This is a genomic window from Streptomyces marokkonensis (assembly GCF_039539045.1).
GTDB lineage: Bacteria > Actinomycetota > Actinomycetes > Streptomycetales > Streptomycetaceae > Streptomyces > Streptomyces marokkonensis.
In genome coordinates, this window is sequence record NZ_BAABCQ010000068.1 from 17,648 (window position 1) to 37,529 (window position 19,882).

The following is a 19,882-nucleotide window of genomic DNA, read 5'->3' on the forward strand; positions in this document are numbered from 1 at the left end:
CCACCGGTCGGCCGACCGCTCGCAAGGCCGCAGTGTTCGGCCGACCGCTCAGAAGACCGACAGTCCCGTGAGCGTCGTGAAGCGGTCCAGCGCCGCCACCCCGGCCACCGAGTTGCCCCGCTCGTCCAGGCCGGGGCTCCACACGCACAGCGTGCAGTGGCCCGGCACCACCGCGATGATGCCACCGCCGACCCCGCTCTTGCCCGGCAGGCCCACCCGGTAGGCGAACTCACCGGCCGCGTCGTACGTTCCGCAGGTCAGCATCACCGCGTTCACCTGCTTGGCCTGGCTGCGGCTCAGCAGCCGGGTACCGTCGGCGCGGATGCCGTGCCGGGCCAGGAAGCCGGTCGCCAGGGCGAGGTCCGCGCAGGAGGCGGCGACGGAGCACTGGCGGAAGTACTGCTCCAGCAGCACCGGCACGGGGTTGTCGATGTTGCCGTACGACGCCATGAAGTGGCCGAGGGCGGCGTTCCTGTCTCCGTGGGCGGTCTCGGAGGCGGCGACCCCCTCGTCGTAGGTCAGGTCCGGGTTGCCGCTCTCGGCGCGCAGGAAGGCGAGCAGCTCGCCCGCCGCGTCCGAGGTACGGGTGTGCAGGCGGTCGGTGACGACGAGGGCACCCGCGTTGATGAACGGGTTGCGCGGGATACCGTTCTCGTACTCCAGCTGCACCAGGGAGTTGAACGGGTTGCCGGAGGGTTCGCGGCCCACGTGCTCCCAGAGGGCGTCGCCCTCGCGTGCCAGGTCGAGGGCGAGGGTGAAGACCTTGGTGATGGACTGCGCGGAGAAGGGCTCGCGCCAGTCCCCCACCCCGTACACTGTGCCGTCCGGCTCGGCGACGGCCATGCCGAAACGACGTGGGTCGCAGGCGGCGAGCGCCGGGATGTAGTCGGCGGGCCGGCCGCTGCCGGGGGTCCGCTCGATCTCCCCGGCGATGCGCTCGAGGACCGGCTGGAAGGTCGTCCGCGTACTCATGATCGCCATTCTCCCTCCGGGCTCCGGGAGGTGGGGGTAGCTACACCCCGCTCCGGGGGCAGACGTCATTCTGTGCCCGGGGAACCTGGCCACATACTGTCCACATGGTCAACCCAACGGTGCTCAGCGATACCCCGCCCACGCGCGAACAGGAAAAGGGACGCGACAAGGGAAGCGACTTTTCCGAACTCTCACGGCGCATAGCCGAAGCGGGGCTGCTCCGGCGCCGCCCTGTCTACTACACGGTGCGTTTCGGCGTCGTCGCCCTCGCGCTCGCGGGCGGTGTCGCCGCCTTCCTCACACTGGGGAACAGCTGGGGCCAGCTCTTCGTCGCGGTGGCGCTGGCCTTCGTCTTCGGCCAGCTCGCCCTCGCCTCGCACGACCTCGCCCACCGGCAGGTCTTCTCCCTCCGGCGCCCCAGTGAGATCGGTGGCCTGCTGGTGGCCAACCTACTGCTGGGCATGAGCTACGGCTGGTGGATGAACAAGCACACGCGCCACCACGCGAACCCCAACCACGAGGAGAAGGACCCGGACGTCGCCCCCGACATCCTGGTCTGGTCACAGCGCCAGGCGAGCAAGGCCAAGGGCCTGCCCGGTTTCGTCGGAAAGCACCAGGCCGCCCTGTTCTTCCCGCTGCTGACGCTGGAGGGTCTCAACCTCAGTTTCAACAGTTTCAAGGCGCTGCGCAGCCCGCACATGAAGCGTCCGGTGGTGGAGGGCACGCTGCTCGTCGCCCATTTCGTCCTGTACTTCGGCGGCCTGTTCACGCTTCTCTCCCCCGGCAAGGCGCTCGCCTTCATCGCCGTGCACCAAGGACTGTTCGGGGTCTACCTGGGCTCGGTCTTCGCGCCCAACCACAAGGGCATGCCGATGATCGAGGAGGGCACACGGCTCGACTTCCTGCGCCGTCAGGTCCTCACCTCCCGCAACGTGCGGGGTGGCGCGCTGGTCGACGTCTTCATGGGCGGCCTCAACTACCAGATCGAGCACCACCTCTTCCCCAGCATGCCGACGCCGGCCCTCGGCCGGGCCCAGGTCATCACCGAGCGGTACTGCGCCGAACTGGGCGTGCCGTACTACCAGACGGGGCTGATCGCCTCGTACGGCCAGGCTCTGCGGCACCTCAGGAGCGTCGGGGAGCCGCTGCGCGCCGCCCGCTGAGCCGAGAGGCGACCGCGGTACCGGCAGGGAGGTCTCGGCGTGCGGCGGTCAGCCGTGCGGCACGCCCGCGCCGAGCAGCCCGAACAGCAGCACGCCGACGACGATCCGGTGGATGACGAAAGCGTTGAAGCCCTCGACCGCGCAGAGGACGACGGCCCGACCGATGCTGACGGCGCTCATGGGTTCCCGTCCTGCTCGGGGCGGCGGACGCGGGGGGCGGCCGGTCGTGGCGCGGGCCAGTCCTACCGCACGCGGGGCCGTGCCTCGCGTCACGCCCAGAGTGCGTCGGCCAGTGTCACCCCCGCGAACGCCGCCCCCAGGCCGGCCGCCACACTCGCCCCCACGTTCACGGCGGCCTGGAGGCGGGCGCCCGTCTCGGCCAGCCGGAGCGTCTCGTAGGAGAAGGTCGAGTACGTCGTGAGGGCGCCGCACAGCCCGGTCCCGAGCAGCAGCCGCAGGTCGGAGCCCGCGGCTCCCGCGAGCGCCGCGCCGGTCAGCAGGCCCAGGGCCAGGCAGCCGACGACGTTCACCGTGAAGGTGCCCCACGGAAAGACCGTGTCGTGCCGGGCCCGCAGCGCACGGTCGGTGAGGTGGCGGAGCGGGGCGCCGACCATGCCGCCCACGACGACGAGCAGCCAGTTCACGACGGTCCCTCCCCCCGCGCGTCCGTCGGGCCGCCGCCGGTACGTGGTGCCAGGACGCGGCGGGCCGTCCGGGTGGCGAGCCACACCGCCGTGAGGGCCGCGAGTGGGGTCGCGACGAGGCAGGCCAGCCCCGTACGGACCTGGTCGGCGGCGAGCAGGTCGTGGATGTCGACGGCGTAGGTGGAGAAGGTGGTGAAGCCGCCGAGCACGCCGGTGCCCAGGAAGGGCCGGGCCAGGCGGTGGCCGGCCCACACCTCGGTGACGACCACCATGAGAACGCCGATCACGGCGCAGCCGGCGACGTTGACCCAGAAGGTCGTCCAGGGGAAGCCGCCGGTCCGCGTCGGCCACCACAGGGTGGCCGCGTAGCGGGCGGCGGCACCCGCGCCGCCGCCGAGGGAGACCGCCACGACGACCGGTGCCTGGAAGCGCAGGGCGGGGCGGACGGTGACGCTCTCGGTGTTCGGGGCCGGCATGGTCGTACGTCTCCTACTCGGCGGGCAGGGGGCGCCCCCGTTCGCAAGCAGGGACCGTTGGCGGCGGGCGTGCCGCGGTTCGGGTACGGCGGGCCCCACCGCCGCGCCGCGCGCACCGGGCGCGGCCGGCGGACAGCCTAACGCCGGTGCGGCCTCCCGGTCACTCCCCGGTGGCGCCTCGCGGGGCGCCGGACCACCAGCCCTCCTCGGACATCCGCGCCACCTCGGCGATCCGCGGGGTCGCCGGGCGGCCGGGAACGAGACCCACCGCCGTCCTCCGGGGGCGACGGTGGGAAGCGGCCCCTCCGCCCGCGGCTCGGGTGCTCGCACGGGCGGAGGGGAGGCCGTGAGCCGGGCCGGTCAGGGGGTGTCGAGCCGTACCACCCGCACGGTGCCGGCCGGGAGCGCGAGGTGGCCCGCCGTGTGTTCCCCGGTCAGCAGTTCGGTGCCGGGCGCGTCCAGCGGCACCTCGGCCTGCGAGCCGGTGTGGTTGATCGCGAACAGGTAGGTGCCCGACTCACCGGTGCGGCGCACCACTTCGACGTCGCGGGGCAGACCGGCGCGCGGGGCGATGCGCGCGTCCTCCGCGGCCCGGCCGAGGACGGCGTCCAGGCCTCCGGCGCCGAGGCGGGTGGAGACGTACCAGGCGGTGCCCTCGCCGAGGCGGTGCCGGGTGACGGCCGGGTGCCCCGCGGTGAGGCCGTCGGCGTACGTCCACACCGGCTCGGCACCTTGCGGCACGACGAACTCCGTCCACACGTCGCCGGCCGCTTCGAAGCCGTCCGGGCCGGTGAGCCGTACCCGCTCGCCCGCCAGCAGGGGCGAGAACTCCTCGACGGTGAGGCCCAGCACGTCCCTGAGCGCGCCCGGGTAGGCGCCCTCGTGGACGGCGTCGTGCTCGTCGACGATGCCGGAGAAGTACGAGACGACGAGCGTGCCGCCCTTCTCGACGTACTGCCTGAGGTTGTTCCCGGCCGCCTCCGTCGTCAGGTACAGCGCGGGGACGACGACGAGGGGGTAGGCCGACAGATCGGCTTCCGGGTGGGCGAAGTCGACCGTGAGGTGGCGGTCGTAGAGGGCCTCGTAGAAGGAGTCTGCTCGTTCACGGGGATCGTGGTCCTCGCTGGGGCGCCACTGGAGGTTCTGCGCCCACCAGGAGTGCCAGTCCCAGACCATCGCCACGTCGGCCTCGGTGCGGGTGCCGCGGACCGGGTTCAGGGAGTCGATCGAGGCGCCGAGTCCGACCACCTCGCGCCACACGCGTGTCCCGGTGCCGCCGTGCGGCAGCATCGCCGAGTGGAACTTCTCGGCGCCGCGCCTGGACTGCCGCCACTGGAAGAACATGGCGCCCTCGGAGCCGCGGGCCACATGGACCAGGGAGTTGCGCGCCATCTGGCCGGGGGCCTTGGCCGGGTTGCGGGGCTGCCAGTTGACGCCGGAGGTGGAGTGTTCGAGCAGCAGCCAGGGGGCGCCGCCCGCGACCGAGCGGGTGAGGTCGGCGGCCATGGCGAGGTTGACGTGGGTGCGGCGGCCGTCGGTGATCAGGTAGTGGTCGTTGGTGACGAGGTCGACCTCGCGGCCCCAGGCCCAGTAGTCGACGGAGTCGCACTGGCTGAGGGCGGTCATGAAGTTGGTGGTGACGGGGACGCCGGGTGAGAGGCGGTGCAGGATGTCCCGCTCGGCGCGGAAGTTCTCGCGCATGGTGGCGTCGGCGAAGCGCTTGTAGTCCAGCGCCTGGGCCGGGTTGCCCACCGTCGGGGTGGTGCGCGGCGGGTTGACCTGGTCGAGGCCGGCGTAGCGCTGGCCCCAGAAGGCGGTGCCCCAGGCCTCGTTGACGGCGTCGACGGTGCCGTATGTGGCCGCGAGCCAGCGGCGGAAGTGCGCGGCGCAGGAGTCGCAGTAGCAGGCGGAGACGGGGACGCCGTACTCGTTGTGGACGTGCCAGAGCGCGAGGGCCGGGTGGGTGCCGTAGCGCTCGGCGAGCCTGGTGGTGATGTTCGCGGCGGCGGCGCGGTAGTCGGCGTTGCTGTGGCAGACGGCGCCCCGGGAGCCGAACTCGTACCGCGTCCCCTCGGCGGTCACGGGCAGGGCCCCGGGGTGGGCCCGGTAGAACCAGGCGGGCGGGACGACGGTGGGTGTGCCGAGGTCGACGCGGATGCCGTTGTCGTGCAGCAGGTCCAGCAGGCGGTCCAGCCAGCCGAAGTCGTAGGTACCGGGGGCCGGCTCCAGCAGGGCCCAGGAGAAGATCCCGGCGCTCACCATCGTGACGCCGGCCTCGCGCATCAGCCGGACGTCCTCCTGCCAGACACCCTCCGGCCACTGCTCGGGGTTGTAGTCCCCGCCGAAGGCGAGCCCGGTGAGGCCCCTGGGGGTGGTCTCCGGCATGGCTGGTCTCCCGAATGTGATCGATCAGTTGGGAACGTGCACACACACGATCAGCGGTGCGTTCCCAACATAACCGCACAGCAACAACCATTGACAAGTGTCCGGGATGTTTCTCTACTGTGAACGCTCACAGAAGCATGGCAGGTCTTCGCAGCAGGCGGAGACCCCAGGTCAGGGGAGAGTTCCATGCCGTACACGAAGCGCCGCCGCCTGGTGACCTCCGCCGTCGCCGTCGCACTCGGTGCCACCACCCTCGCCGCCTGCGGCTCGTCCGACGACAGCGGCGACGCCCGGTCGGGTCCGGTCTCGCTGACGTACTGGACCTGGACGCCCGGCATGGACAAGGTCGTCGACCTGTGGAACAAGGGCCCGGGCAAGAAGGAGCAGATCACCGTCACGGTGAAGAAGCAGGCGTCCGGCGACACGCTGGTCACCAAGATCCTCACCGCGCACAAGGCCGGCCAGGGGCCCGACCTGGTGCAGGCCGAGTACCAGGCGCTGCCCACGCTGGTCAGCAACGACGCGCTCGCCGACATATCCAGCGAGGTCGGCGACGTGAAGGGCAAGTTCGCCGAAGGCGTGTGGCAGCAGGCCACCCTGGGCACGGACGCCGTCTACGCCGTCCCGCAGGACATCGGGCCGATGATGTTCTACTACCGCGAGGACCTGTTCAAGAAGTACGGCCTCGAAGTCCCGGCCACCTGGGACGAGTTCGCCGAGACCGCGCGCAAGCTCAAGAAGGCGGCTCCCGACAAGGACCTCACCACCTTCTCCGCCAACGACTCCGGCCTCTTCGCGGGCCTCGCCCAGCAGGCCGGCGCCAAGTGGTGGTCGACCGAGGGCGAGAAGTGGAAGGTCGGCGTCAACGACGAGGCGACGAAGAAGGTCGCCGAGTTCTGGGGCGGCCTCGTCAAGGAGGGCGCCATCGACAACCAGCCGATGTACACGCCCTCCTGGAACAAGGCACTCAACACCGGCAAGCAGATCGCCTGGGTCAGCGCCGTGTGGGCGCCCGGCACACTGACCACCGCCGCGCCCGACACCAAGGGCAAGTGGGCCATGGCCCCGCTCCCCCAGTGGCCCGGCGGCGAGAACCGCACCGGCAGCTGGGGCGGCTCCTCCACCGGCGTCACCACCGACTCGAAGCACCAGGACGCCGCCGCGAAGTTCGCCGAGTGGCTGAACACCGACCGGGACGCGCTGAACGCCCTGGCCAAGGAGGGCGGCATCTACCCGGCCTCGACCTCGGCCCAGCTCAGCGGCGCCTTCAGCAACCCGCCGGAGTTCTTCTCCAACCAGCCGGAGTTCTACACCAAGGCCGCCGACATCGCCGAGAAGACGGCGCCGGCCGCCTGGGGCCCGAACGTCAACGTCGCCTACACGACCTTCAAGGACGCGTTCGGCAGCGCCGCCAAGAACAGGTCGGACTTCACCGCCGCCCTCGACACCATGCAGGAGGAGACGGTGGCCGACCTGAAGAAGCAGGGCTTCGAGGTCGCCCGGTGACCAGCACGACGGCACGCCGCAGGCCGTACGGGGTCAGGAGCGCCCCCTATGCCTTCCTCCTCCCCGCGATCACCCTGTTCCTGCTCTTCTTCGCGCTGCCCATCGGCTACGCCGTCCACCTCAGCTTCCGCAAGGTGGAGGTCTCCGGGCTCGGCCTCGGCGCCGGCGCGCGGCAGGAGGTGTGGGCCGGCCTGCAGAACTACACCGACGCCCTCACCGACAGCGAGCTGCTGAACGGGGCGCTGCGCGTCCTCGGCTACGGCTGCATCGTCGTACCCGTGATGCTGGGCCTGGCCCTGCTGTTCGCGTTGATGCTCGACTCCGAGAAGGTGCGGTTCACCCCGGTCACCCGGCTCGCGATCTTCCTGCCGTACGCCATCCCCGGCGTGGTGGCGGCGCTGCTGTGGGGCTTCCTCTACCTGCCGGACGTCAGTCCCTTCTACTTCGTGCTCGAACGGCTCGCTCTGCCGCAGCCGGACCTGCTGGACGGCGGTCCGCTCTACCTCGCCCTGTCGAACATCGCGATCTGGGGCGGCACCGGCTTCAACATGATCGTCATCTACACCGCGTTGCGGGCCATCCCGGCCGAGGTGTACGAGGCGGCGAAGCTGGACGGTGCTTCCCCGCTGCAGATCGCGCTGCGGATCAAGATCCCCATGGTGGCGCCGTCGCTGGTGCTGACCTTCTTCTTCTCGATCATCGCCACGCTCCAGGTGTTCAACGAGCCGACCACCCTCAAGCCACTCACCAACTCCGTTCCCACCACCTGGAGTCCACTGATGAAGGTGTACCAGGACGCCTTCGGCAACGGCGACATCCACGCGGCCTCGGCCCAGGCGGCGATCATCGCGTTCGTCACCCTGGCGCTCTCCTTCGGGTTCCTGCGGGCCGCGAACCGTCGCAACAAGCAGGAGGCAGCACGATGAGTTCCCTTGCCGTCCGCAAGACGCGGCCGGCGGCGGGCACCACGCCCGGCACCGCCCAGGGCCCCCCGCCGAGCCGCCGTACCGCCCTGGTCCCGACCATCACGCTGCTGCTCGGCGCCGCCTACTGCCTGCTGCCGGTGGCCTGGGTGGTGGTCGCGGCCACCAAGTCGGGCAGCGAACTGTTCTCCACCTTCACCTTCCTGCCGGGCACGGGCTTCACCGACAACGTCAGCGACCTGAGCACCTACCGGGACGGCGTCTACTGGCAGTGGATGGCCAACTCGGCCCTCTACGCCGGACTCGGCGCCCTGCTGTCCACCGCCGTGTCGGCGCTCAGCGGCTACGCCCTGGCGACCTACCGCTTCCGCGGCCGGGAGACGCTGTTCAACGTGCTGCTGGCGGGCGTACTGATGCCCCCGGTGATCCTCGCCGTCCCCCAGTACCTGCTGCTGGCCGAGGCGAACCTGACGGACTCGTACCTGGCCGTGCTGCTGCCCCAGATCCTCTCCCCCTACGGTGTCTACCTGGCGCGCATCTACGCCTCGGCGGCGGTGCCCGCCGACGTGGTGGAGGCCGGGCGGATGGACGGGGCGAGCGAGTGGCGGATCTTCACCCGGGTCGCGCTGCCGATGATGGTGCCCGGGCTGGTGACGGTCTTCCTGTTCCAGTTCGTGGCCGTGTGGAACAATTTCCTGCTGCCGTACATCATGCTGAGCGACGACGAGAAGTTCCCGATCACGCTGGGTCTCTACACGCTGCTGGAGCAGGGCGCGAACACGCCGGCGCTCTACACGCTGGTGATCACCGGTGCCTTCCTCGCGGTGCTTCCGCTGGTCGTCCTCTTCCTCGTCGTCCAGCGGTTCTGGAGCCTCGACCTGCTCTCCGGGGCCGTAAAGTCATGACCATGAGCAACACGGGGGGCCGGCGCCGACCGCCCACGATCCACGACGTGGCGCGCGAGGCGGGAGTGTCGCGGGGCACGGTGTCACGGGTGCTCAACGGCGGGCACTACGTCAGTCCGGCCGCGCAGGAGGCCGTCAACGCGGCCATCCGCAAGACGGGTTACGTCGTCAACCGGCACGCCCGGTCGCTGATCACCGGGCGTTCGGACTCGGTGGGGTTCCTGCTCACCGAGCCTCAGGAGCGGTTCTTCGAGGACCCCAACTTCAACGTCCTGTTGCGCGGCTGCACGCAGGCGCTGGCCGCGCACGATGTCCCGCTGCTGCTGATGCTGGCCGGGACCAAGGACGAACGGCGGCGCATCACGCGGTACATCACCGCCGGTCACGTCGACGGAGTTCTGCTGGTGTCCAGTCACTCCGGGGACCCGGTCGCCGAGGAACTGCGCGCGGCGGGGGTGCCGCTGGTCGCGTGCGGCAAGCCGATCGGGCTGGGCTCGAAGGTGAGTTACGTGGCCGCCGACGACCGGGACGGCGCCCGGGACATGGTCCGTCATCTGCTGTCGCTGGGGCGGCGGCGGGTGGGCGTGGTCACCGGTCCGCTCGACACCCCGGGCGGTGTGGAGCGCCTGGCAGGCTACGAGGAGGTGCTCGACGAGGCGGGTATCGACGTCGACGAGCGGCTCGTCGTCCCGGGCGACTACAGCCGGGCCAGTGGCGAGGTGGCGGCGGAGCGGCTGATGGCGCAGGCACCGGACGTGGACGCGGTGTTCGTGGCGTCCGACCTGATGGCGCAGGGGGTGCTCGCGGCGCTGCAGCGGGCGGGGCGGCGGGTGCCCGAGGACGTGGCCGTGGGCGGTTTCGACGACTCCCCCGCGGCGGTCGCCGCCAGTCCCGAGCTGACCACCATCCGGCAGCCCTGGGACCGGATCAGCACCGAGATGGTGCGGGTGCTGCTGGCCCGGATCGGCGGGGAGGACCCGGCGACGGTGATCCTGCCGACGGAACTGGTGAAGCGGGACTCCGCCTGAGCGAGCCCCGCGCCGCCGTACCATGCGCACGCACTGGTTGCACGGACAACGAACGATTGTTCGGTGTTACCGTGCACGTATGGCAGTCATGACGGCCGGTGCGCGGCTCGAGGAACGGTGGCGGGAGATCCTCTCGGTCCACGCGCGCACGATGTGCGAGATCGACCGCGCGCTGCACCCGTACGGCCTGGGCGCCAGCGACTTCGAGGTGCTCGACCTCCTCGTGACCGAGGGGCCCGAGGAGGGCGCCCAGTGCCGGGTGCAGAACATGGTCGGCCGGGTCCATCTGAGCCAGAGCGCCCTGTCCCGGCTCATCGCCCGGCTGGAGAAGGACGGGCTGGTGGAGCGCACGATGTGTGCGGAGGACCGCCGCGGGGTGTACGTCGCCCTGACCCGCGGGGGCCGCCACCTGCACGCCGAGGTACTGCCGCTGCAGCGGGCCGTGCTGGCCCGCATGCTCGGCGACGACGAGACCGCCCCTGACAGCGCACCCCCTAGCGGGCCAGCAGGGTGCGCACGCCGTCCGATGTGAGCGTGAGGCGGTGCTCCGAGCCCGCGTCGATGGACAGCGACAGGTCGTCGGCCGGCCACTGCGCGGCGAGGGCGCCCAGCGGCACCATGCGGTAGCGGGAGACGTACGGCAGCAGATCGGCCATCTCCAGTTCCGACGTGAACACCGGCACCACCTGACGGCCGCCCTGTTGTTCCAGTACCGGCAGTGCCAGCATCCCGGGGTCGGCCGCGTCCTGGTCGTTCGCGTCGTCGGGCACCGGGACGAGGACGTCACTGCTCGCGAGCGTGTCGAGTGCCGCCGTGTCCTCGGTGTTCTCGGCAAGTGCGTCCAGCGCGCGATGGGCTGGCGAGACGGAGTTTTCGTTCGCGGGTGTTTCCATGGCAGATCCCTGGTAGCGGCGGTGGTGGGGCCCGCCCCGATGGTCGGCACGGGGGCGGTCCAGGCTCGCGTACCCGATCACCCGGGGCGCAATCCTGTTCGGCGTACGGTGCTTTCGCGAAAAGATTCGGACGGATTCGACAGCGGGAGCCCTGATACACGAAGTATGCCGGGAATGTGAGTACTGGGGCTCATGCGGTTACCCGGGAGGCCCCCGAAGACCACGGAGGTCCCGAAAGGCTCCGGGAGTCGAGCCACCGACTGGGAGAAGTGCTCATGTCCCACACCACCAGCGCCCGAGAGGTGGTCGACGCCATCAAGGACGTCGACTTCCCGGCGGGCAAGGACGACCTGATCCGGGCGGCGCGCGAGGCGGGCGCCTCGCAGGACGCCGTCGCCGCACTGCGCGGCATTCCGCCCGAGAGCTACGCCAATCGCGAGGAGGTGGCGAGGTCGGTGCGCGTGGACCCCGCCTCCGACCTCGACACCTCTCCGGCGCAGCGCGCCGAACAGGCCCGTGCCGGCGGCAAGCCGGGCCAGTCGCAGCATCTGCGCGAGGTGCCGAAGCCGCCCGTGGAGGAGGAACTGGACCGGGACCGCTGACGCCCGGGAAGCGCCCGGAACCTCGCATCCCGCCCCCGTGCCGCGCCGGCCGGAGCCGGGGGGGCGTACGACCGACGCGCACACCCTCCCCGAAACACCACGCGCGCTTCACCGGAGGAGCCAAAGCCGCCGCCGCACCGCAACCTTCCGGTCAATCGGCTCGTCTCATCCAATAACGGAACAAGCACACCCCTCGGGGGACGCAATGCGACGAAGCAGAGCGGCATGGGTGGCGGTCGTGCTCGCGGGCACCGCCCTGGGGACGGCCACGGTCGCGGCCGACGCGGCCCCGGTCACCGACGCGCGGAGCACCGTGCGCGACAACACCGCGCACAGCACGGCGTGCGCCATCCACTGGGGCAGTCACGACAAGTCCCGCGTCGCGGGGACGACGACGCCGGTGAAGGACGTCCGGACCGGTCGCCACGCGTGCTTCGACCGCATGGTCGTCGACGTGCCCGGTGCGAGCGCCGGCCGTCTCGGCTACTTCGTCCGGTACGTCGACCGACTGCACCAGGACGGATCGGGCCGCCCGATCGCGGTGGGCGGCGGGGCCGTCCTGGAGGTCAGGATCGCCGCACCCGGCTACCGGCCGGAGACCGGCGACGCCACCTATCCCGGCCGGGCCGGGCGGCCCCTGCCGGGTGTCGACCTGACCGGCTACCGCTCCTTCGAGGACGCCCGGTTCGCCGGCAGCTTCGAGGGTGAGACACAGATCGGGCTCGGCGTCCGCACCCGGCTGCCCTTCCGGGTGCTGGCGTTGGACGGCCGTGTCGTGGTGGACGTCGCCCACACGTGGGACGGAGCGCGCTGAGCCGGCGGGTCGGCGCGCTCTCAGGCGGGGCGCCCGTCGACCTCCACGAGTGCGGCCAGTTTGGCCAGGGACATGCGCGTGCCCGTCTCGTTGTCCGCGGCCGGCACGGCGTCCGGGAGCCCGTCGTGAATGACGACGATCTCCGTGCCGCCGTCCGCGTCGGCGAGCGTGGTGGTCATCGTCATCAAGCCGTCGAAGGCGGCGTCGGCCGACTCGAACTCGAGCACCTCCACGACCTCCTGGTCGGGCACGAGCCGCGCGAAATGCCCGTGGTAGGTGTCGGTGTGCGCGCCCGACTTGCCGACCTCCGTCGGCGCCTCGTAGGTGAGCGAGACGCGGAAAGTGCCACCCTCGCGGGCGTCGAACGTGTGCACCTGTGCGGTCATGTCGTCCGGGGCCCGCCACGCCGCGACGACGTCCGCGTCCAGCAGCGCGCGGTACACGGCGGATCGCGGGGCGTTCACGTGCCAGGAGACCCGGGTCGAGTGCATGGACACGATCCTACTGACACTCATCTGATCACCCAAGGGCCCACTTGATCGATCAGAAGGGCGGTCGGGTTAGCATATGAGCGCCGCCTAGCTCGAAAGATAGAGACGTGACTGCCAACGACGACTCGTTCACCAACTGGAAGAACCGCGAAGAGATCGCGGAATCGATGATCCCGATGATCGGGAAGCTGCACCGGGAGCAGGACGTCACGATCCTGCTGCACAGCCGTTCCCTGGTGAACAAGTCTGTGGTCAGCATCCTCAAGACCCACCGCTTCGCCCGCCAGATCGCCGGCGCGGAGCTGTCGGTCACCGAGACGATGCCCTTCCTGCGGGCCCTCACCACGCTCGACCTCGGTCCCTCCCAGATCGACATCGGCATGCTCGCCGCGACCTACAGGAGCGACGACCGCGGGCTGACGGTGGAGGAGTTCACCGCCGACGCCGTCGCCGGGGCCACGGGTGCCAACAAGATCGACCGGCGCGAGGGGCGCGACGTCGTCCTGTACGGCTTCGGCCGCATCGGCCGGCTCGTCGCCCGCCTGCTCATCGAGAAGGCCGGCTCGGGCAACGGCCTCAGGCTGCGCGCCATCGTGGTCCGGGGCGGTGGCGAGCGGGCCGCCGAAGACATCGTGAAGCGTGCCTCGCTGCTGCGCCGCGACTCCGTGCACGGCCAGTTCCAGGGCACCATCACCGTCGACGAGGACAACAGCACGATCCTCGCCAACGGCAACGCGATCAAGGTGATCTACGCCGACGACCCGTCGCAGGTCGACTACACGGCGTACGGCATCAAGAACGCCATCCTCATCGACAACACCGGCAAGTGGCGTGACCGCGAAGGCCTGTCGGAGCACCTGCGCCCGGGCATCGACAAGGTGGTCCTGACCGCGCCCGGCAAGGGCGACGTCCCCAACATCGTCCACGGCGTCAACCACGACACCATCAAGCCGGACGAGCGGATCCTGTCCTGCGCCTCGTGCACCACGAACGCGATCGTCCCGCCGCTGAAGGCGATGGCCGACGAGTACGGCGTGCTGCGCGGCCATGTGGAGACGGTCCACTCGTTCACCAACGACCAGAACCTGCTGGACAACTACCACAAGTCGGACCGGCGTGGCCGTTCGGCGCCGCTGAACATGGTCATCACCGAGACCGGTGCCGCCTCCGCCGTCGCCAAGGCCCTCCCGGAGCTCAAGGCGAAGATCACCGGCAGCTCGATCCGTGTGCCGGTGCCGGACGTGTCGATCGCGATCCTCAACCTCCAGCTGGCCCGCGAGGCCACGCGCGAGGAGGTCCTCGACCACCTGCGCGACGTGTCGCTGACGTCGCCGCTCAAGCGCCAGATCGACTTCATCAGCGCCCCCGACGCGGTCTCCAGCGACTTCATCGGCTCGCGCCACGCCTCGATCGTCGACGCCGGCGCGCTGAAGGTCGAGGGCGACAACGCGATCCTCTACCTGTGGTACGACAACGAGTTCGGCTACTCCTGCCAGGTCGTGCGCGTCGTGCAGCACGTCTCCGGAGTGGAGTACCCGACCTACCCGGCCCCGGCGGTCTGACCCCCGAGTGTAGGTTCCGCATTTTGATGGACACTGTCCATGCAATATGGACAGTGATTGGGCACTTTCACCATTCCGTGGGCACTGACTGCGGTCAGTAACTACGGTCGCTCCTATGGTTGTTCGGGGTCCAGAGCGATCCGGCAAGAAGAGTGCGCCGGCCACGGCATCGATCCGGTATGACGACACGTCGGTACGCAAGATCCCCTTCAGGGATCTGCGTTTGGCGGACTTCACCTGGTCGGTGCCGTGGCGGAGTTTTCGCTCCGTCCATGGTCAGACGCACCACTCGGGACGATACGCATCGACGACAATGGCTGGGCCCGTCGTCTACGAAAGCCGGCTGGAGTTAGCCCGGCTGCTCCTGGCGGACATGGATCCTGCGGTACGTGGAATCTACGCTCAGCCATGTCATCTGACGGCCCGGGTCGGAGATCGCGTTCGTCGCCATGTTCCGGATTTCCTGCTGGTCATGGCGTCGGGGACCGTACGCGTGGTCAACGTCAAACCAGCCGATCGGCTCGCCGACCCGAAGATCGTGGAGGCTCTGGCCTGGCCAGGGGAACTGATCGAGCGGCATGGCTGGGACTACGAGATCTGGTCCGGGGCGGATCGTGTGCTCTTGGAGAACGTCCGCTTCCTGGCGGCATACCGCCGTCCTGGGGTGGTCCCCGAGGCTGACATCGAGCGGGCTTGGCAGACGGTTCGGGACGGGGACCAGCTTGCGGACGCTGAGCGCCGTCTGGCCGCCGGGCGCCCAGACTACGAGGCACGGCCACCATTGCTGGCTCTGGTGTGGTCAGGGCGGCTGGCCACCGATCTGTCCCGTCCGCTCAGTGGCGACTGGATCCTGCGGAGGTCCGCGTGAACACCTGGACCACACCGCTCCGGACAGGCCTGCCGCTGACTTACGACGGCGAGCAGTTCACCATCGCGGAGATCGAAGGCCGCCGCATTCTCTTGCAGCAGATCTCGGCGGAAGGCCGTCCGACGTGGCGGCAGATCGACCTGTCGGTGCTGATGGCGCATCCCTCCACCGAGTTCCTTGTGGAAACTCCGCCTGCACATCTGGCGGTCGCAGCGACGCTGGGTGATCTCAGCACCGCGGAGGACGATGCGCTCACCACCCGGTTCCGGCACGTCCAGGAGGTGCGGTCCGGCTACCAGTTGGGCTCTGCTGAGATGGCATTGCAGGGCGAACCGCGGCCTGATTACGCGCCGGGAGTGCCCTTGATGCACCGGTACGAGGCAAAGGCTGCGGAACTCGGCGTCAGCGTGACCACGGTGCGCCGGTGGGTGGCACTGGTGGAGGAGTCGGGGCCGGCAGGCCTGGTGAGCAAGCGCCAGCCCACGAGCGTGCTGGACCGAGTGGATCCGCGCTGGTTGGAGATGGCACGCTCAGTGATCAAGAGGCTTGAGAAGTCCAGCCGGCCAGTTCGTGGTCTGGTGCTGATTGAAATCGAAGAGCGTGTGGTCAAGGAGTACGGCCCCGGTGTGGTGAGCATCCCAAAGCAGACAAAGGGATATGCGCTGCTGAAGGAGCTCAGCCGGGGGACGAACGCGTTCGATGGCAGCACAAAGGGAAAGCGGTCCATCGCGAACCGTCCTCAGGGGGTCTTCGGCAGGCTGCGGGCGACGCGGCCGGGTGAGTACGTCGTGCTGGACACCAACAGCCTGGACGTTTTCGCGATGGAGCCGGTGACCTGCCGGTGGGTGCAGTGCGAGCTCACTGTCGCGATGGACCTCTACAGCAAGGTGATCACCGGGCTGCGGCTGACGCCGGTATCGACGAAGTCGACCGACGTGGCGGGCGTCTTGTTCGAGACGATTCGTCCGCGGGAGGTATCCGGCGACACGGGTGAGCCGTTCCCGTACTGCGGAGTTCCCTCCACCGTGGTGTTCGACGCGGAGAAGCTGGTGGACGCGGACGGGCAGCCGCTGCTGCCGCCTGTTGCTGCGGAGACGATCATCTATGACCACGGCAAGATCTACGTCTCGAACCACATCGCGAGCGTCAGCGCGAAGCTCGACATATCCCTGCAGCCGGCTCGTCCCTACACGCCGACGGACAAGCCGGTGGAACGGTGGTTCAAGACATTGAACCAGGGGCTGCTGGCGGCTCTGCCGGGCTACAAGGGGCCGGACGTGCACAGCCGGGGCGAGAACGTCGAGAACGAGGCGTACTTCTTCCTGGACGAGCTTGAGGCGATCATCCGCGAATGGATCACTTTGATCTATCACAGGCGGCACCACCGGGGGCTGACTATCCCGGAGGTCCCGGGACTGAAGCTGAGCCCGTTGGAGATGTTCGAGCACGGCGTGAACCGGGCGGGACCCTTGCGCATCCCGTCCAGGCCGGGCCTCGCGTTCGAATTCCTGGAAGAGGAGTGGTGCCCCATCCACCACTACGGGGTGGAGATCAACGGGCTCCGCTATAACGGGGACGGGCTCGACGACTACCGCAATCAGATCAGCCCGCATCGCGGGGAACGGGCCGGCAGGTGGCCGGTCGCGGTGGACCGCGCCGACATCAGGAAGATCTACTTCCAGGATCCGAAGCAGCCACACCTATGGCACACCCTGGACTGGGAACATGCCCCGGCTCTGCACGGGCCGGCCAGCCTGGAGGCGTTGAAGTACGCGCGCCGAATCGCGGCCAAGACGCATCGTTTCCCGGACACCAAGCGCGCCCTGATCGAGTTGCTGGAACGGTGGGGCGCCGGGCTGACCGAGGACCGGACGGAGCGGCGCATGGCGGTGCGCTTGTCGCAGGACCGTCTGCGGCTGGTCGGCGAAAGCGACCTCGAAGTCAGCGAGATCGCCGAGCTTCCCTCCGTGCGCCGTCTGGCAGCGCTCAGCTCGCCGGACACAGGAACGGGCCAGGGGACAGCACCGGATTTGCAGGTGGTCACACCTGCGGATGAGGACCTGGCTGGGGACGATGACGAGGACGAGGAGTGCGAGGCGGTCCCGGCAGACGAGGAAACCGATGTTCTGCTCGATGAGGATGAGTACTACGCCGATGTCTGGGACAGCCGTTGAACGCGCAGGACGGCATCGAGCCGTTTGAGGGCGATGACCGCCAGTACAGCCCCACCCGCCTGTCGGGCTGGCTGCAAGAGGTGAACGGGCCGGACCGGATCCGACCGGAACAGCACACCAGAGCCCAGCTGGCCGACCTGTCGCCGCGCGCGCTCCTGATATACAACGACAACCGGGCAGTCTGGCATGCCAACATTGGCCCGATCGATACACCCCAACTCCTCGATCTCCATGAAGAGTTGAATGAGATCGTCGAGTCAAACCGGCAGGACGGGGACAAGACGAAGCCGGCAGCGCTGCTGGACGCCTATCCCGGACTCGGAAAGAGCACCGCGGTCCGCGCCTACGGCCGGAAGCTGTTCCGTGAAAAGATCACCTTGCGCGGAGAGACCGCCCCGAGCGGAGACCGCAGGGTCCCCGTCATCTACATTGCGCTGAGCGGGAACACGCAGATCCGGGGTCTGAACGCCGCGATCTGCCGCTTTTACGGACTACCGGTCACCGGTGACGCCGATACTCTGGCCGAGCGGGCAGTGGATGCGGTGCTGTCCATGCGAACCGCCGTGTTCATTATTGACGACATTCACTTCCTGGCCGGAGCGAATACGAATTCGGTTCGCATGTCCAACCAGTTGAAGTACCTGGCCAACGTCTTCCCCGTCACCTTGGTCTATGTCGGCGTCGGGGTCCAGCAACGCGGCATCCTCAGCGAGGGCTTCTCCGGAAAGAAGAACGAACTCGCCCAGTTCGGGCGCCGCACCACCCCACTGACTTTGCTCCCTTTTCAGATCGATGATGAGGAGGGGCGCCAGCAGTGGCAAGTCCTGTTGAAGACGATTGAGAAGAAGCTCATTCTGGCGGAGAAGTACCCTGGGATGCTCGCCCGGGACCTTTCCGACTATCTCTACGCCCGCTCCACGGGACACTTCGCTTCCCTGATGGCCCTGATCAACCGCGGCTGTCTGCGCGCAATCCGCAGTGGCCACGAGCGCCTCGATAAGGACCTTATGGACCAGGTGAAGAACGACGTGGCCGCGGAGGAGAGCCGCAAAGAACTCGAAGCCGCGATGAAGGCCGGCTTGCTGACCAGCCGTCCGGGACAGTCTCCGAAACCCGGTAGGAAGACGGCATGACGGAATGGACCGACGAGCGAATCCCACTCTGGGTGCCCCCGGTTGAGGGTGAAGCCCTCGACAGCTGGCTAGCGGCGTACTCCCGTCGCCTACGGACGAACGTCTCACAGTTCCTCAGTTTCGTCGGCCTGCACGGAACTCGCTCCAACCACATGGTTCGCTGTTTGACCGAGCGCGAACGGCATGTGCTGTCCGAGCGCACAGGGCTCGCCCCGGAGGGGCTCATGGCGATGACGCTTGAGCCTTGGGACGGAGTGGCCGTGTCCATCGACCGTCCGACGCGCCGTCTCATCCGGCCACCGAACTGGCGGCACACCGGCAACACCACCCGCTGGTGCCCTGGTTGCCTCGGCGAATCTGCAGGGCGCTGGCAGATCTCATGGCGGCTGCCCTGGTCGTTCGCCTGCACCCGGCATGGAACGCTCTTGCTCGACCGCTGCCCCGAGTGCGGGCAGCTACCCATGGTTCATGGGCGTCGGAGTCTGCGGGATACACCCTTGGGGGTCTGCGTCTACGGCACAGGGAGCTCTCATGCCGTCCGCTGCGGCTTCTTCCTCCCGCACGCTGCCACCCCCCTACTCCCCAAGGGCTCCCTGGTGATGACGGCCCAGGAGGAGATCAACTCGGAGGTCCTGCGGTCCGGGGCCCCCCGCGAAGTGGCCGCGCAGCGCGGCCGTGAGCTGGCGATGCTTGCCCACTCGGCCCTGCTCAGTCTGCGCAGTTCGTTGGACTCGGCTCCAGCCGTGGTCCACACAGTACTCGCAGAGTGCGGCGGCGGCCTGCCTGAAGCGCAGTATCACCACGGCGGAAGCGACTCCCACAACGCCGCCGTCGGCACGGCCATCGCCAGCGTCGCGCTGCACCGAGAACGGGACGACAGCGATGCTGTTCTCTCCTGGCTGATGAGCACTGACCGCTTGCGGCGCCACGGTGCGCATCCGACGCCCTGGCTCGCCAACTGGGCACCAGCCGGACCCAAGGTGACCTCTCGCGCCTTGGCTGTGGTGGCCGAGGAACTGACCTGGATTGCACGGCTACGTTACGGCGCCGCCACGGCCGCACCGGCCTGGCCAACCCTCACCGACGAAGACGTACAGCGTCGAGCGTCGAGGCTGCCAGCGATGCTGTGGCCAGCCTGGACCATGCGGATGTTGCCCCGGCTGCCCAAACCCGTCATCCGGCTCGCGGGACTTCGCCGGGCATGCGCGACCCTGCTCTTGGTGCCCGGGACATTCTGGGAATATCATCAAGCCGCCAAACTATTGGGCAACCCTCGCGCATACGCAAACAGGGAAGCACTCGACACCTCACTCGACAAGAAACGGCCCAATGAAATTGCCGCC

At 69.1% G+C, this 19,882-nt stretch carries 19 protein-coding genes and 2 pseudogenes; 14 read left to right on the top strand and 7 right to left on the bottom strand.

From position 1 onward, the window contains the following. Positions 1-48 precede the first annotated feature (48 nt). Positions 49-981, bottom strand: coding sequence for a glutaminase (locus tag ABEA26_RS18495; protein ID WP_345593627.1), 933 nt, complete (start codon positions 979-981; stop codon positions 49-51). A gap of 95 nt (positions 982-1,076) precedes the next feature. On the opposite strand from ABEA26_RS18495, the gene ABEA26_RS18500 reads away from it, so the two are divergent. Then, positions 1,077-2,135 (top strand): fatty acid desaturase family protein, encoded by a 1,059-nt coding sequence (locus tag ABEA26_RS18500; RefSeq protein ID WP_345593628.1) that lies wholly within the window; start codon positions 1,077-1,079, stop codon positions 2,133-2,135. Positions 2,136-2,183: 48 nt separating this feature from the next. Here the strand turns inward: ABEA26_RS18500 and ABEA26_RS18505 are convergent, their stop codons facing one another. From ABEA26_RS18505 to ABEA26_RS18520, 4 genes are all read right to left on the bottom strand, one after another. Next, positions 2,184-2,315 (bottom strand): hypothetical protein, encoded by a 132-nt coding sequence (locus ABEA26_RS18505; RefSeq protein ID WP_345593629.1) that lies wholly within the window; start codon positions 2,313-2,315, stop codon positions 2,184-2,186. 89 nt (positions 2,316-2,404) lie between these two features. Continuing rightward, complete coding sequence (gene crcB, locus ABEA26_RS18510) at positions 2,405-2,779, bottom strand: fluoride efflux transporter CrcB (protein WP_345593631.1); 375 nt, start codon at positions 2,777-2,779, stop codon at positions 2,405-2,407. Continuing rightward, positions 2,776-3,255: a fluoride efflux transporter FluC gene (locus ABEA26_RS18515; RefSeq protein WP_345593632.1), complete on the bottom strand. Its 480-nt coding sequence runs from the start codon at positions 3,253-3,255 to the stop codon at positions 2,776-2,778. The genes crcB and ABEA26_RS18515 overlap by 4 nt, the downstream gene beginning before the upstream one ends. Before the next feature lie 360 nt (positions 3,256-3,615). Then, a complete protein-coding gene (locus tag ABEA26_RS18520; protein WP_345593633.1) occupies positions 3,616-5,640 on the bottom strand; it encodes a beta-galactosidase in 2,025 nt (674 codons plus the stop codon). A 186-nt stretch (positions 5,641-5,826) separates the two neighbouring features. Between ABEA26_RS18520 and ABEA26_RS18525 the strand changes: the two genes are divergently transcribed. The 5 genes from ABEA26_RS18525 to ABEA26_RS18545 all read left to right on the top strand — a co-directional run bounded on the left by ABEA26_RS18525 (position 5,827) and on the right by ABEA26_RS18545 (position 10,534). After that, the gene (locus tag ABEA26_RS18525; protein ID WP_345593634.1) at positions 5,827-7,146 is read left to right on the top strand and encodes an ABC transporter substrate-binding protein; all 1,320 of its coding nucleotides are present in this window, start codon (positions 5,827-5,829) and stop codon (positions 7,144-7,146) included. Continuing rightward, positions 7,143-8,072: a carbohydrate ABC transporter permease gene (locus ABEA26_RS18530; RefSeq protein ID WP_345593635.1), complete on the top strand. Its 930-nt coding sequence runs from the start codon at positions 7,143-7,145 to the stop codon at positions 8,070-8,072. Before ABEA26_RS18525 ends, ABEA26_RS18530 begins: the two co-directional genes overlap by 4 nt. Next, entirely contained in the window at positions 8,069-8,974 is a 906-nt protein-coding gene (locus tag ABEA26_RS18535) for a carbohydrate ABC transporter permease (RefSeq protein WP_345593637.1), read from the top strand. The genes ABEA26_RS18530 and ABEA26_RS18535 overlap by 4 nt, the downstream gene beginning before the upstream one ends. Further along, a complete protein-coding gene (locus tag ABEA26_RS18540; protein ID WP_345593638.1) occupies positions 8,971-10,002 on the top strand; it encodes a LacI family DNA-binding transcriptional regulator in 1,032 nt (343 codons plus the stop codon). Before ABEA26_RS18535 ends, ABEA26_RS18540 begins: the two co-directional genes overlap by 4 nt. A 79-nt stretch (positions 10,003-10,081) precedes the next feature. Further along, entirely contained in the window at positions 10,082-10,534 is a 453-nt protein-coding gene (locus ABEA26_RS18545; RefSeq protein WP_345593640.1) for a MarR family transcriptional regulator, read from the top strand. On the opposite strand, the gene ABEA26_RS18550 is transcribed toward ABEA26_RS18545, so the two are convergent. Beyond that, entirely contained in the window at positions 10,497-10,895 is a 399-nt protein-coding gene (locus ABEA26_RS18550) for an SseB family protein (protein WP_345593642.1), read from the bottom strand. The two genes, ABEA26_RS18545 and ABEA26_RS18550, sit on opposite strands and share 38 nt — an antisense overlap. A 275-nt stretch (positions 10,896-11,170) precedes the next feature. Here ABEA26_RS18550 and ABEA26_RS18555 point away from each other — a divergent pair, with 275 nt between their 5' ends. Then, a complete protein-coding gene (locus ABEA26_RS18555; protein WP_345593643.1) occupies positions 11,171-11,497 on the top strand; it encodes a DUF2795 domain-containing protein in 327 nt (108 codons plus the stop codon). 205 nt (positions 11,498-11,702) lie between these two features. Continuing rightward, positions 11,703-12,311, top strand: a complete 609-nt coding sequence (locus tag ABEA26_RS18560) for an AMIN-like domain-containing (lipo)protein (RefSeq protein ID WP_345593645.1) — start codon at positions 11,703-11,705, stop codon at positions 12,309-12,311. A gap of 20 nt (positions 12,312-12,331) precedes the next feature. On the opposite strand, the gene ABEA26_RS18565 is transcribed toward ABEA26_RS18560, so the two are convergent. Beyond that, positions 12,332-12,802, bottom strand: coding sequence for an SRPBCC domain-containing protein (locus ABEA26_RS18565; RefSeq protein WP_345593646.1), 471 nt, complete (start codon positions 12,800-12,802; stop codon positions 12,332-12,334). A gap of 107 nt (positions 12,803-12,909) precedes the next feature. Between ABEA26_RS18565 and ABEA26_RS18570 the strand changes: the two genes are divergently transcribed. The 6 genes and pseudogenes from ABEA26_RS18570 to ABEA26_RS18590 form a co-directional block, all read left to right on the top strand. After that, entirely contained in the window at positions 12,910-14,364 is a 1,455-nt protein-coding gene (locus ABEA26_RS18570; protein WP_345593647.1) for a glyceraldehyde-3-phosphate dehydrogenase, read from the top strand. Positions 14,365-14,479: 115 nt separating this feature from the next. Then, positions 14,480-15,232, top strand: a complete 753-nt coding sequence (locus ABEA26_RS18575; protein WP_345593648.1) for a TnsA-like heteromeric transposase endonuclease subunit — start codon at positions 14,480-14,482, stop codon at positions 15,230-15,232. Continuing rightward, the gene (locus ABEA26_RS18580) at positions 15,229-17,406 is read left to right on the top strand and encodes an integrase (protein WP_345593649.1); all 2,178 of its coding nucleotides are present in this window, start codon (positions 15,229-15,231) and stop codon (positions 17,404-17,406) included. The genes ABEA26_RS18575 and ABEA26_RS18580 overlap by 4 nt, the downstream gene beginning before the upstream one ends. Continuing rightward, entirely contained in the window at positions 17,403-18,539 is a 1,137-nt protein-coding gene (locus tag ABEA26_RS18585) for an ATP-binding protein (protein WP_345593650.1), read from the top strand. Before ABEA26_RS18580 ends, ABEA26_RS18585 begins: the two co-directional genes overlap by 4 nt. Next, a pseudogene (locus ABEA26_RS36380) lies at positions 18,536-18,955 on the top strand (TniQ family protein); the annotation flags it as partial. The gene ABEA26_RS18585 and the pseudogene ABEA26_RS36380, both read left to right, overlap by 4 nt. A gap of 183 nt (positions 18,956-19,138) precedes the next feature. After that, positions 19,139-19,882 (top strand): annotated as a pseudogene (locus ABEA26_RS18590) (hypothetical protein); the annotation flags it as partial.